Source organism: Duganella sacchari, from assembly GCF_900143065.1.
GTDB lineage: Bacteria > Pseudomonadota > Gammaproteobacteria > Burkholderiales > Burkholderiaceae_D > Rugamonas > Rugamonas sacchari.
In genome coordinates this window covers 248,822-261,674 of the sequence record NZ_FRCX01000008.1, presented here as the reverse complement: position 1 = coordinate 261,674, position 12,853 = coordinate 248,822, and the positions used below count along the sequence as shown (strand labels likewise).

At 62.6% G+C, this 12,853-nt stretch carries 12 protein-coding genes and 1 tRNA gene; 10 read left to right on the top strand and 3 right to left on the bottom strand.

Annotated features, from left to right (window positions below; translation table 11 throughout):
* Positions 1–37 precede the first annotated feature (37 nt).
* From BUA36_RS19685 to BUA36_RS19675, 3 genes are all read left to right on the top strand, one after another.
* Complete coding sequence (locus tag BUA36_RS19685) at positions 38–616, top strand: TetR/AcrR family transcriptional regulator (protein ID WP_072787018.1); 579 nt, start codon at positions 38–40, stop codon at positions 614–616.
* A gap of 82 nt (positions 617–698) precedes the next feature.
* A complete protein-coding gene (locus BUA36_RS19680) occupies positions 699–1,409 on the top strand; it encodes an SDR family oxidoreductase (RefSeq protein WP_072787017.1) in 711 nt (236 codons plus the stop codon).
* 417 nt (positions 1,410–1,826) lie between these two features.
* Complete coding sequence (locus tag BUA36_RS19675; RefSeq protein WP_072787016.1) at positions 1,827–2,390, top strand: hypothetical protein; 564 nt, start codon at positions 1,827–1,829, stop codon at positions 2,388–2,390.
* Here the strand turns inward: BUA36_RS19675 and BUA36_RS19670 are convergent.
* The gene (locus BUA36_RS19670) at positions 2,369–3,853 is read right to left on the bottom strand and encodes a M20 family peptidase (RefSeq protein ID WP_072787015.1); all 1,485 of its coding nucleotides are present in this window, start codon (positions 3,851–3,853) and stop codon (positions 2,369–2,371) included. The genes BUA36_RS19675 and BUA36_RS19670 overlap by 22 nt on opposite strands.
* Positions 3,854–4,050: 197 nt before the next feature.
* Here BUA36_RS19670 and BUA36_RS19665 point away from each other — a divergent pair, with 197 nt between their 5' ends.
* From BUA36_RS19665 to BUA36_RS19655, 3 genes are all read left to right on the top strand, one after another.
* Positions 4,051–5,451: an MFS transporter gene (locus tag BUA36_RS19665; protein ID WP_072787014.1), complete on the top strand. Its 1,401-nt coding sequence runs from the start codon at positions 4,051–4,053 to the stop codon at positions 5,449–5,451.
* A gap of 72 nt (positions 5,452–5,523) precedes the next feature.
* Positions 5,524–7,896, top strand: coding sequence for a S9 family peptidase (locus tag BUA36_RS19660; protein WP_072787013.1), 2,373 nt, complete (start codon positions 5,524–5,526; stop codon positions 7,894–7,896).
* Complete coding sequence (locus tag BUA36_RS19655; RefSeq protein ID WP_072787012.1) at positions 7,893–9,185, top strand: alpha-amylase family glycosyl hydrolase; 1,293 nt, start codon at positions 7,893–7,895, stop codon at positions 9,183–9,185. The genes BUA36_RS19660 and BUA36_RS19655 overlap by 4 nt, the downstream gene beginning before the upstream one ends.
* A gap of 96 nt (positions 9,186–9,281) precedes the next feature.
* Here BUA36_RS19655 and BUA36_RS19650 read toward each other — a convergent pair whose 3' ends face one another.
* On the bottom strand, positions 9,282–10,685 hold the full coding sequence (locus BUA36_RS19650) for a M20/M25/M40 family metallo-hydrolase (RefSeq protein WP_072787011.1): 1,404 nt from the start codon (positions 10,683–10,685) through the stop codon (positions 9,282–9,284).
* A 123-nt stretch (positions 10,686–10,808) separates the two neighbouring features.
* Between BUA36_RS19650 and BUA36_RS19645 the strand changes: the two genes are divergently transcribed.
* A tRNA-Phe gene (locus tag BUA36_RS19645) sits at positions 10,809–10,884 on the top strand.
* A gap of 123 nt (positions 10,885–11,007) precedes the next feature.
* On the opposite strand, the gene BUA36_RS19640 is transcribed toward BUA36_RS19645, so the two are convergent.
* Positions 11,008–11,550 carry a hypothetical protein gene (locus BUA36_RS19640; protein WP_139260640.1) on the bottom strand — a complete coding sequence of 181 codons (543 nt, stop codon included), beginning with the start codon at positions 11,548–11,550 and terminating at the stop codon, positions 11,008–11,010.
* A gap of 188 nt (positions 11,551–11,738) precedes the next feature.
* Here BUA36_RS19640 and BUA36_RS19635 point away from each other — a divergent pair, with 188 nt between their 5' ends.
* From BUA36_RS19635 to BUA36_RS19625, 3 genes are read left to right on the top strand one after another with little or no spacing between them, the layout of a single operon-like run.
* Positions 11,739–12,191, top strand: a complete 453-nt coding sequence (locus BUA36_RS19635) for a helix-turn-helix transcriptional regulator (RefSeq protein ID WP_072787009.1) — start codon at positions 11,739–11,741, stop codon at positions 12,189–12,191.
* 21 nt (positions 12,192–12,212) lie between these two features.
* Positions 12,213–12,629 carry a VOC family protein gene (locus tag BUA36_RS19630; RefSeq protein WP_072787008.1) on the top strand — a complete coding sequence of 139 codons (417 nt, stop codon included), beginning with the start codon at positions 12,213–12,215 and terminating at the stop codon, positions 12,627–12,629.
* Entirely contained in the window at positions 12,626–12,850 is a 225-nt protein-coding gene (locus tag BUA36_RS19625) for a hypothetical protein (protein ID WP_072787007.1), read from the top strand. The genes BUA36_RS19630 and BUA36_RS19625 overlap by 4 nt, the downstream gene beginning before the upstream one ends.
* Positions 12,851–12,853: the final 3 nt, after the last annotated feature.

The window sequence follows — 12,853 nt, the reverse complement described above, 5'->3', positions numbered from 1 at the left end:
TCTTGACTTAATTAAGACGACCGGTCATATTTACGTCATGGCTAAAGCAAACGTCAAAGAGCAAATCGTCAGCACCAGCTTGAACCTGCTGCACAGCAAAGGGTTCAACGCCACCAGCGTCCAGGACATTACCGACGCTGCCGGTGTACCGAAGGGCTCGTTCTACAACCACTTCACCAGCAAGGAAGCGCTGGGGCTGGAAGTATTGCAGCGTTATGTGGAAGGTGCGGCCCAGATCGCCGCCATCCTGAGCGACAGTACGCTGCCGCCGCTGGCACGGATACAGCAGTTTTATGCCCGCATGATCGCTGCCAACACGGTCAACGACTATAACTTCGGCTGCCTGATGGGCAATTTCAGCGCCGAGCTGTCCAACCAGATCCCGGCCATGCGTGCCGCCATGCAGGAAAACTATGCTGCATCCACCGCGCTGATGGCGGACGTGATTGCGCAGGGCCAGCAGGACGGCAACATCAGCAATACCCTGCCGGCCGCCACACTGGCCGGCTTTGTAACGGATGCGTGGCAAGGCGCCGTGCTGCGCGCCAAGGCTGACCACAGCATTGCGCCGCTGGAACGCTTCGCCCAAGTGGTATTACAGCATTTGTTACGCTGATTTATTGCGCCGGATTTTTTTTCGGCCGTTTTAAGACGACCGGTCATATTGTAGTTTTTACTTAACTCTGAAAGGAAACATCATGAACTTGAACAATGCCGTCGTCCTCATTACTGGCGCCAACCGTGGTTTGGGCAAAGCGCTGGCGCAGGCCGCAGTCGCGGCCGGCGCGCGCAAGGTGTACGCCGCTGCCCGCAACCCGGCCACGGTGGACATCGCCGGCGTCACGCCGATCCGGCTGGACGTCACCAATGCCGCTGACATTGCCGCCGCGGTGCAGGCGATTCCCGACCTGAACATCCTGATTAACAACGCCGGCATCTCGACTGGCAGCGGCGTGACCACGGCAGACGCGCTGAGCGCCGCCCGCAACGAGCTGGAAGTCAACTTCTTCGCCCCGCTGGCGCTGAGCCACGCGTTTGCGCCCGTACTGGGCCGCAATGGCGGCGGCGCCATCATCAACATCCTGTCCGCGCTGAGCTGGGCCAGCCTGCCAAGCACCGGCACCTACAGCGCCTCCAAGGCGGCGGCGTGGGCGCTCACCAACGGCCTGCGCGGCGAGCTGGCGGCGCAAAACACCCACGTGCTGGGCGCCCACATGGGCTATATGGACACCGACATGACGGCCGGCATCGAGGCGCCCAAATCCGCGCCAGCCGACATCGCCCACGCCATCGTCACCGCGCTCGAAGCCAATCAGGATGAAGTGCTGACCGACGACACCTCGCGCCAGGTCAAAGCCGGCTTTGCTGCACCGCGCAGCCTCTACCTGGGCGCACCACGCGCCGCATAACCCAGTTCGGGGTCAGTGCCGACATTCGGACACGAGCTCATGTCCGAATGTCGGCACTGACCCCGAACTTGCGGCAACGCAGTATTGATGCTGTGGCTATCCTGCGCCGTCGCCGATAGAAATTTTTTCTCGCAAACGCAATAAATCGCGTATTTTCAATCAAGGAAAAAAGGCATAATCGCTTACTCAGCCAGGTGAAAAAGTACACGTTGCGGGCCGGCTTGACGTGTACCCAATTCGTTTTCCTCGCCGGTAATGCTTCGCTTTGTATTGCCTCACAACCAGTTGTGAACAATTGTAACTCGGTGTTGTATGAGCCTGCCGAGCGCGCTAAGGTAGCAGCTTCACCTCGGACCGCGTTGGCTCCTATGCGACGACCACCGCGCAGCCGAAGTCACACGAAATACGGGAAACGCTATGCTTACTGCCACCTATGTCTTGTTGACACTTTCTATCGAACAAAAAAAAGAACGCCACTTCATTTCGCGTCTGCTGCAATACGTGCAGTCGATTGCGCGCCGTCCGCAGGAAATTGATCCTGTGTTCATTGAATCCCAGCTCAAACAATTAGCCAGCTTTGCCGAAGCGCGCCACCAGCGCAAGGTGGAAGCCTGCCTGATGCCGGCCGTGCGTGCGGCCGACTCCAATTGCACCGCCCTCATGAACGACCTCGAGTGCCTGAGCAGCCGCGGTAGCGCCATGCTCAACGCGGTCTACCGCTGCCTGCGCCGCGCCGCCCGCCGCAGCGCGTCGCAAGGCAAGTTCCTGTGCAAGACCGTGGACCTGTATTGCCAGAACCTGCTGAAACGGCTCGACAAGGAGGAGCAGGAACTGCTGCCGCTGGCGCAGAAAGTCATCTCCAGCGAAGAGTGGTTTGAGATCGGCAGCAAATTCCTGGCGCAGGATGACGACGACGCGGCATCCCGGCCGGAACTGCGGCCGCGCCAGGGCCACATGGGCTATGGCGCGACGCCGGTCTGATTCGGCGCGCTGCCGTTTTTAGCCAGCTGCACGTAAAAGCGCACTGCTTCCAGGTAGTTGTCCACGCCAAGGCGTTCGTTGGTGCCGTGGAAACGCGGCAGATCGTCCTTGCCCGCGCGTACCGGCGAGAAGCGGTACACATGCTCGCTCACGTCCTTGTAATGGCGCGCATCAGTGGCGCCGATCACCACGCCGGGCGCCACTACCGCATCGCTGAACACCTCGCGGATGGTGCGGTTAATCAGCGCATACTGCGCCGAATTCACGGGCGACACCGGCGACGGCTCCGACGAACCGCCATCCAGCGTGGCATGCACCGCCTCGTTGTCGACGGTCTGACGCACATGCTCCATGACGCCGCCCACCGTATCGCCGGGACGCACGCGGAAATTCACCACCGCATCGGCGCGGCCCGGCAGCACATTGTCCTTGTTGCCGGCATGCACCACCGTCAGCGCGGTGGTGGTACGCATGACGGCATTGGTGCCCGGCGATTGTTCCAGCTGCTTGCGCACTACCGGCGCAAACAGCCACAGATTGGACAGCACCACGCGGTTCATGCCCTGCATTTCCGGCGCGATGGTGTCGAACATCTCGCGCGCCACGCCGGTCATCTCGGCCGGCATCTGGTTGCGCTCCAGCTCCGCCAGGGCCGCGCTCATCATGCCGATCGCGGTTTTCTGCGGCGGCATCGACGAGTGGCCCGGCGCCATGCTGACCGCCAGATTGACGCTGGCATAGCCTTTCTCGGCGACGCCAATCAGCGCCACCGGTTTGCTGATGCCGCTCATGATGCCCTCCGTGACCAGCATGCCCTCGTCCAGCACATAGTCCAGATGCACGCCGCGCGACTTGAGCAGCTTGGCGATTTCCACCGCGCCCTGGCCGCCGCCCATTTCCTCATCGGCGCCATAGGCCAGGTACAGGGTGACGCGCGGCTGATAGCCCGCGGCCAGCAGCGTTTCAATGGCTTCCATCTGCGCCACCAGGCTGCCCTTGTCATCCCATGAACCACGGCCCCAGACAAAACCGTCCTTGACCACGCCATCGAACGGCGGCTGCTGCCAGCTGCTCTCGGTGCCGGGCGCGATCGGCACCACATCCTGGTGCGCCGCCCACAGCATCGGCCGGGCCGCCGCGTCGCTGCCCTGCCAGGTGAACAGCATGCTGTGGCCGATCAGCTCACGCTTCAGCGTCGCATGCAAGCGTGGGAAGGCTTGCGCCAGGTAGGCCTGCAGGCGCTCGAATTCTTCCGCGTGCGGATCGCCGGCCGTGCCTTCGGAAATGGTGCGGAATTTCAGCGCCCCGGCCAGCCGCGCCGCCACCGCGTCGCGTTCCAGCGCCAGGGATGCAACTGGTTTCACATCGATCTGGCGCGACGGCAGGCGCCAGGTATGCCACGCCACCACCGCCACCAGCACGGCCGCCATCAACACCACTGTCCATCCGATACGTTTGATCATAGTTAGCCTGTTTACCTGTCAGAGTGCGCCAGATTGGTGCGCAATGCAGCATCACGCGGACCCGATTTTGGCACTGTTGTTTTGAAAGATTGCGCACGATTCTAAAGCTTGCTTATGCAATATCGTGCAGCTAATATCGCCAATATGCAGACCGATCTCGCCACCGTGACACAAATAGCACAAAGGGCCCTCGCATCATGAACCATGGCGCCAAGATCATTCATCTGCGTGGCGCCGCCGGCATGGACGCCATCTATCGTAAAGTCAGCTGGCGGCTGCTGCCGCTGCTCATGCTGTGCTACGGCGTGGCCTACCTGGACCGCGTCAACGTCAGCTACGCCAAGCTGCAAATGGGCGCCAGCCTGGATTTCAGCGAACAGGTGTACGCCTGGGGCGTCGGCCTGTTCTTCATCGGCTACTGCCTGTTCGAGCTGCCCAGCAATCTGCTGCTGGTAAAAATCGGCGCCCGCAAAACCCTGTTGCGGATCATGCTGTGCTGGGGCGTGACCGCCGCCGCCAGCGCCTTCGTGCGCGAACCGGTCGAGTTCTACATCATCCGCTTTTTACTGGGCGTGTTTGAAGCGGGCTTCTTCCCCGGCGTGATCCTGTATCTGACCTACTGGTATCCCTCGGCGCGGCGCGCGCGCGTGATTGCGGTGTTTGCGTCGGCGGCGCTGCTGGCTGGCGTCGTCGCCGGCCCGCTGTGCGGCGCCACGCTGCAGTACATGCGCGGCCTGGGACCGCTGGATGGCTGGCAATGGCTGCTGCTGATGCAAGGGCTGCCGGCGGTGCTGCTGGGCGTGGTCGCCTACTTCTACCTGGACGACAAGCCGGAAGATGCGCCCTGGCTGTCCTGCTTTGAACAGCAGATGATAGAACAGGACCTGGAACGCGATGAGGAAGCACTCAATGACGCTGCGGCGCTGCAGCACCATCAGCAGCCTGCCGAAGCGCCATCCGCCGCCAGCACCATCTGGTCGCTGCTACGCGAGCCGTCCATCGCCCTGCTGGCCGTGGCCAACCTGCTGCTGATGGCGGCCAGCTACGCGCTGGTGTTCTGGTCACCGACGCTGCTGCAGCGCTGGGGCGCGGGCAGCCATATGCAGCTTGGCCTGCTGGCCGCGATTCCGAATCTGGCCGGCGTCGTCGGCATGGTCCTCATCGGCTACGACTCGGACCGCCGGCGCGAGCGGCGCGGCCACTTCATCGCCTGCATGGTGCTGGCCGCCGGAGGACTGGGCATGGCCATCGCCGCAGACAATGGCCTCACCTGGTCGCTGGCCGGCCTGACGCTGGCGTCGCTGGGCATCGCCTCCGCGTCGCCGCTGCTGATCGCCATCCTCACCGGCATGCTGAATCGCCAGCGCGCGGCCACCGGCATCGCGCTGGTGGGCAGCGTTGGCTTGCTGGGCGGCGCCGTCGGACCGGCACTCAGCGAACGCATGCTGCGCTGGGGCGACAGCGCTGCCATGCTGGCCACGCTGATCGTGCTGTACCTGGCGGCGGGCGCCATCCTGCTGTGGGCACTGCGGCGCGCGCCACGACGTGGCGGCCCGAGCGCCGGCCATGGCCAAACCGACAAGATGGCTCGTAGTTAAAGCTTGGGCTAGAATCTGGGACGTGCCGCGATCCGGCGCTCCCGTTCACTCCATCTACAAGCGAAACTACCGATGCGTTTTGTATTGCCATTCCTAGCGACCGCCATCGCGGCCAGCGTCGCCAACGCCGCACCAACGCCCATCACCCTCGACCAGGCCATGGCCAATCCGGACTGGATCGGCAACCCCGTGGAATCCGCATGGTGGGGCTGGGACAGCCGCCAGATCTACTTCAAGCAGAAACGCAGCGGTTCCGCCGTGCGCGACACCTGGCAGATCGCCGGCGCCGCCGCCAGGCAGGTGGACGACAAGCAGCTGGCCAACCTCGATAGCGCCGATCCGGTCTACAACCGCGAACGCACGCGCGCCATCCTGCTGCGCAACGGCGACCTGTTTGAACGCGACCTGAAAACCGGCGTCCTGACGCAAATCGTGCGCGGCACCACGGCCGCTGCCGACGCCCAATACGCGGCCGACGGTAACCACGTGCAGTTCCGCGTCGGCAGCGACTGGTTCAGCTGGAGCCGCGCCGAGCGCCTGGTCTCGCCCGTGGCCCTGCTGCGCACCGCCAAAGATCCCGATGCCGCGCCGGACGCCGACTTCCGCCGCGACATGCAACTGCGCCTGATGTCCACGCTGGCCCGCATCAAGCAGGAAAAGGATGAAACGCGCGACCAGCGCAACGCCGAACGCGCCGCCGACGCCACCCGCGCGCCACTGCCGGTCTACCTGGGCGACAAGGTCACCATCGAAACCAGCTCGCTGTCGCCGGACGGCCGCTACCTGCTGGTGGTCACGGCCACCAAGGATGGCGACAAGCGCCGCATCGGCAAAATGCCGCGCTACGTGACCGAATCGGGCTACGAAGAAACCGACGACGAACGCAAACGCGTGAGCGAAGCTGGTCCGCTCAAGCATGAACTGAAACTGGTGGAAGTGGCCACGCGCAAAGTCACCGAGCTGTCGCTGGACGACCTGCCGGGTATCAAGGAAGACCCGCTGGCCGCCATGCGCAGCGCGCAAAAGCTCGATGCACTGAAAGGCAATCGCGGCGTGCGTTTTGAAGGCCGTGAAGAATCCATCCGCTGGAGCGCCAATGGCCAGCGCGTCGCCGTCATGGCCCAGGCCATCGACAACAAGGACCGCTGGATCGCCGGCGTCGACCTGGCCGCCGCCAAACTGAAACCGCTGCACCGCCTGAGCGACGCCGCCTGGGTCAACAACCGCGGCAACGACTTCGGCTGGCAGCCGGACAACAGCACGCTGTGGTACGAGTCGGAAGAAAGCGGCTACTCCCACCTGTATCTGCAGGCAGCCGACGGCAAAGCGCGCGCGCTGACCTCGGGCAAATGGGAAGAGTCCAGCGTCACCTGGTCGTCGGACGGCCAGACCGCCTACTTCATGTGCAACCCAAAACTGCCAGGCACGTATGAAGTCTGCTCCACCAATACCAAGGACGGCGCGCTGAAAGAACTGACCGCGCTGGGCGGCGTGGAAAGCTTCGCGCTGTCGCCGGACGGCCGCAAGCTGCTGGTGCGCTACTCCACCGCCTACATGCCGACGCAGATCGGCACCGTCAGCAGCAGCGGCGGCGCCATCACCCAGCTCACCGACACCCGCAGCGCCGACTTCAAGGCGCGCGAGTGGATACAGCCGGAAATCGTCGCCGTGCCATCGACCCACGGCGCCGATCCGGTGTGGGCCAAGCTGTATCGCCCGGCCACACTGGAAGCGGGTAAAAAATATCCGGTCGTGATGTTCGTGCACGGCGCCGGCTACCTGCAGAACGTGACCAAGCGCTATCCGGTCTACTTCCGCGAGCAGATGTTCCACAACCTGCTGGTGCAGAAGGGCTACATCGTGCTGGACATGGACTACCGCGCCTCGCTGGGCTATGGCCGCAACTGGCGCACCGCGATTTACCGCCAGATGGGGCATCCGGAACTGGAAGACTACGTCGATGGCCTGAACTGGATGGTGGCCAAGCACCAGGGCGACGCCGCCAATGTCGGCATCTACGGCGGCAGCTACGGCGGCTTCATGACCTTCATGGCGCTGCTGCGCGCACCGGACCAGTTCAAGGCTGGCGCGGCGCTGCGTCCCGTGACCGACTGGACCACCTACAACCACGAATACACCGCCAACATCCTGAACTCGCCGGAGCTGGACCCGGAAGCGTACAAAGTCTCGTCGCCGATTGAATATGCGGACAAGCTCAAAGGCCACATCCTGATCGCCCACGGCATGGTGGATGACAACGTGTTCTACCAGGATTCGGTGCGCATGGCCCAGCGCTTCATCGAGCTGAAAAAAGACAACTGGGAACTGGCATCGTATCCGCTGGAGCGCCACGGCTTCGTGCATCCGGAAGCGTGGTACGACGAATACCGCCGCATCTACCAGCTGTTTGAACGCACCCTGAAACAATCAACAGGAGAGTTATGAAAAAGCTTGCCGCCTCGCTGATACTGGCGACCTTGTTCACCGCCGCCCACGCCGAGACCAAACATCCGGCGTGGACGCGCAGTTCCAACGTGTATGAAGTCAACCTGCGCCAGTACAGCAAGGAGGGCACGTTGAACGCCTTCACTGCCAGCCTGCCGCGCCTGAAAGCCATGGGAGTCGACATCATCTGGCTGATGCCGCTGCACCCGATCGGCGAGAAAAACCGCAAGGGCACGCTGGGCAGCTACTACGCAGTGAAAGACTACGGCGCCGTCAACCCGGAATTCGGCAGCCTCGATGATGCGCGCAAGCTGGTCAAACAGGCGCACGCGCTGGGCATGCACGTGATCCTGGACTGGGTCGGCAACCACACGGCCTGGGACCATCCATGGGCAAGCCAGCATCCAGAGTGGTACAAGAAGAACGACCAGGGCGAGATCGCCGCCGTCAGCTTCAAGAACGGTGCGGGCGAGACCGAGGAATGGACCGACGTCATCGGCCTCGATTACAGCAACAAGGACCTGTGGCCCGCCATGACGGCAGCCATGGCGTTCTGGGTCAAGGACGTCGGTGTGGACGGCTTCCGCGCCGATGTGGCAGGCATGGTGCCGACGGCATTCTGGGACCAGGCCCGCGCGCAGCTGGACAAGATCAAGCCCGTGTTCATGCTGGCAGAAAGCGACGCCGCCGACCTGCACGAGCGCGCGTTCGACGCCAGCTACGACTGGTCGCTCAACGACATCATGAAAAAGATCGGCAAGGGCGAAGCTGGCGCCGCCGAGTTGCGCGCGTATGTCAGCAATCCGCCGAAAACCTACCCGCGCGACGCCTACCGCCTGCAGTTCACGAGCAACCACGACATCAACTCCTGGCAGGGCACCGACAAAGCACTGTACGGTCCCGCGTGGGGCGCGCTGGCAGTGCTGAGCTACACCCTGCCCGGCATCCCGCTGACCTACAACGGCCAGGAAGCGCGGCTGGACAAAAAGCTGGCGTTCTTTGAAAAAGACGCCATCGAGTGGAACAACATCGACCTGGAACTGTTCTTCGCCGGCCTCAACGCGCTGAAGAAACAGAACCCGGCGCTGTGGAACGGCACGGCCGGCGGCGCGGTGCAGCTGCTCGACACCGGCAACGACAAACTGTTTGCCTTCAAGCGCCAGCAAGGCGCCAACCACGTGCGCGTGATCGTCAACACTACCGGCCAGCTACAGAAATACAGACTGGCCGGCGACGAAGGCCCCGCCTTCCTCAAACCCTGGCGCTGGCGCATCATCGTCCCTGAATAAAATCCGGGGTCAGTTCTTGCAATCCGACACGAGCTCTGCTGTAGTTGTGACTACAGCAGAGCTCGTGTCGGATTGCAAGAACTGACCCCGGATTGTTTATTGGTCGGTGGCGAGGCGTTTGCCGAGGCGGTACAGGTATTCCTGGCCGTCGTACAGGGACTTCACGCGGATGTGCTCGTTCAAGCCGTGGGCGCCGCTGCCTTCGGGACCATGGAACATGCCGCTGATGCCGTAGGTCCAGATGCCGGCGTTGTTGAGGAAGCGGCCATCGGTACCTCCGGTCGACATGGTCGGAATCACCGGCACGCCCGGCCACATGTCATTGCTGATGGCTTCCACCGCTTTCATCAGCGTTGGTGTCATCGGCGGCATCGGGCCATCTACACCGTCGCCAATGCGCGTGATCTTGATTTTGTCATCGGCTACCACGCGCTGCAGCGTCGCCTGCACCTCGGCGATCGGCTCGCCCGGCAGGATGCGGCAGTTGACGGTGGCCCGCGCACGCTGCGGCAGCGCATTGTCGGCGTGTCCCGCATCCACCTTGGTGGCGACGCAGGTGGTGCGTACGGTGGAGTTGTGCGATGGGCTCAGCGCATACAGGCGATCCAGCGCGGCCTGATCCGGCGGGTCCTGCAGGATGGCTTGCATGTCTTGCGCCACCTGGCCGGTTTCTACCTTGGCCATGCGCTCGTAGAATGCACGCGTCACCGGCGACAGCTTGAACGGGAAGGCGAACTGTCCCAGGCGCGACAGGCCATCGGCCAGGTGATAAATCGCGTTGTCTTTGAGCGGCGCGGAGCTGTGGCCGCCCGGATTGGTGACTTCCAGCTGGAAGCTCTGGTAGACCTTCTCGCCGGCCTGGATGCCATGGCGTACCGGTTTGCCGTCCTTGTCCAGCAGGCCGCCGCCACCTTCGTTGAGGGCGATTTCGGCGTCGATCAGCGCGCGGTGATGGTTGACCAGGTATTCGGCGCCATCAAATTTGGATGGCACCATCTCTTCGTCGCAAGTCAGCGCCAGAATGATGTCGCGCTTGAGCGGCAGCTTTTCTTTTTTGTACAGCAGCATATTGTTGACGAAGGAGGCCGCCATGGCCTTGTCGTCAGAGGCGCCGCGCGCGTAGAACATGCCGTTTTCTTCGACCAGCTTGAACGGGTCGCGCTCCCAGTCCTCGCGGTTGGCTTCCACCACGTCGATGTGGGCCAGCAGCAGCAGCGGCTTCTTGCTGCCGTCGCCCTTCAGGCGCGCGACCAGGTTGCCTTTCTTCGGACCACCCGGCGGCACGATGACCTGCAGTTCGCTGTCCTTGAAACCGCCCGCCTTGAGGCGTTTGGCCATTTTTTGCGCCGCCACCGTGCAGGAGCCAATCGAGTTGGTGGTATTGGTCTCCACCAGTTCCTGGTAGATGGACCGCATCTGCTGTTGCACCGGCGTCAATTCCGCGCCATGCGCAGCGCTTGCCACCGCCAAACCCGCCAACCACCACGTTGCCTTGTTCATATCGCCCCTGTCCGGATGAGATTGCCTAAACGGCCAAATTTATACCCGGTCCCTAGGGCTGTCAATAAAGTGGATTCAGAGACTTGCCAAATCCGGCAACCGCCCGCTATAATTGCGGCCCTTGGCCTGGTAGCTCAGTTGGTAGAGCAGAGGATTGAAAATCCTTGTGTCGGTGGTTCGATTCCGCCCCGGGCCACCAAGAATAGCTTTAACAAAACGCCGATCCATGCAGATCGGCGTTTTGCTTTCTGCTCAAAAAACCTCATGCGAAGCACGACGGCGCCCCTCGCCGAGGTAACATCCAACACAACCGGCTAGCGCATCAGTATGGCAGCACGAAGTCATGCACATCCAGCGGATGCGTTGGTCTGCCATGCTGCTGCAGAAACGCCACTGCATTTTCCTCATTGATTCGAATGCACTGTACTGGACGGTAGTAGCCGGGCATGGACTCGATGCTCAGCGAGAAAATCCCTGTTTCTACGAAGGCGTCGACCACAGCGGTGGTGGCTTGCATAGTATTCTTGTAGGGAGAGTCATCCGGCAGGAAGCAACGGCGCACAATGGCGTCAAGGCCATTCCGGGCTTCGCCTTCAAAACTGGCATAGGTTTGGCGTCTCTTGCTGACCGCGAGCACCGAGATTGTTCCACGGCGCGTCCACGCATCCACAAACTGCCGCAAGTCGATCTGCGCCCCCGGCCCGCCATGAGGCAATTGGATAAACAGTCCATCCGGACTGAGCAAAGATGGCGAAGCAGCTATTTCGCACTCTGTAGTAGAGAGGCTGCTACGCGCATATTCAGCGTAAGGGATGACGACGAATAATGGCCGTCCTTCTGCATCGTTAATAAATTGTACTGGCATATCTTCCCTTTTCATTGAATTACAGCGAAATATACAGTGAAAACAATGAAAAATCCAGCCGCCCCGCCCAACAGCTGGAAACGCCACGATGGCGACGCTGCCACTCGGCCAGTTCATCAACAATAAATAGCAAAAACGCCACCCTCGGGTGGCGTTTTTGCTATGCTTGCCGGATTTGCGAGGACGGGATGGCTCAGAGCCCTCTGCTGCTGCGGCGACTGCTGCGTGCGAAGGACCGGATGGATCGCGCGCCCCACGAGGAGTGGCCGGTCGGGCGCCTGGCCGAGGTCAGCGCGGTGTCGCCGGCCTATTTTGCGCGCGAGTTCAAGAAGGCGTTCGGCCTGCCGCCGCACCGCTATCTGCTCACGCGCCGCATCGAGCGCGCCAGCGCGCTGCTGCGTGACACCGACCTGCCGATTACCGACATCGCCCTGCAAACCGGCTGGACCAGCCTGGGCACGTTCGGCCGCATTTTCCGCGATATCACGGGCGCCAGTCCTGGCGAGCTGCGTGTGACGACGCGTCCGGCGCCGGACGCGGCCGCCCATATCCCGGAATGCGTGATGCGCGGCGCCGAGCGGCCTGACCTCAATATCGCAGTTTTGGAGAAGCGCCGCCAGAAAGCCACTGGCAAACTGTGATCTCACTTTAACGGAGGGGATATGAATCAACGTGTCGATGTCGCTGGTGTCTATGTGCGCGATCAGGATGAGGCGCTGGCGTTTTACGAGAAACTTGGTTTCGTGGTGTACACCGATGTGCGCAACGGCGATTACCGCTGGCTGACGGTACAGCTGGCCGAACAGCCATCGTTCCAGCTGGGCCTGTTCCGTCCCGGCGCGCCCGTGCATGACGCCGCCACCGCGCAGGCGCTGCACGAGCTGGTGGCCAAGGGGGCGATGCCGCCGCTGGTGCTGCAGGTTGATGATTGCCGCGCCGCCTACGAGCGCCTGAGCAAGGCCGGCGTCGAATTCACGCAGGAGCCGGTGGCGCGCTACGGCAAGGTCGATGCCGGTTTCCGCGACCCGTCCGGCAATGGCTGGAAGATGATCGAGGCAGCGCGGAGCAACACGCAATGAGCTGGGCCCACCCCATCCGCCAGAGCCACCGCTGGCTGTCGATGCTGTTCACGCTGACGGTGATCGCCAACTTCGTGGCGCGGGCCGCGGCGCCGGGCGAGCCGCCGCCGTGGATCACTTACGCGCCACTGCCGCCGTTGTTCCTGATGCTGCTGTCGGGCCTGTATCTGTTTGCCCTGCCCTACACGGGCCGGCAGCGCGGCGCGCGAGGCACACGCTGACCG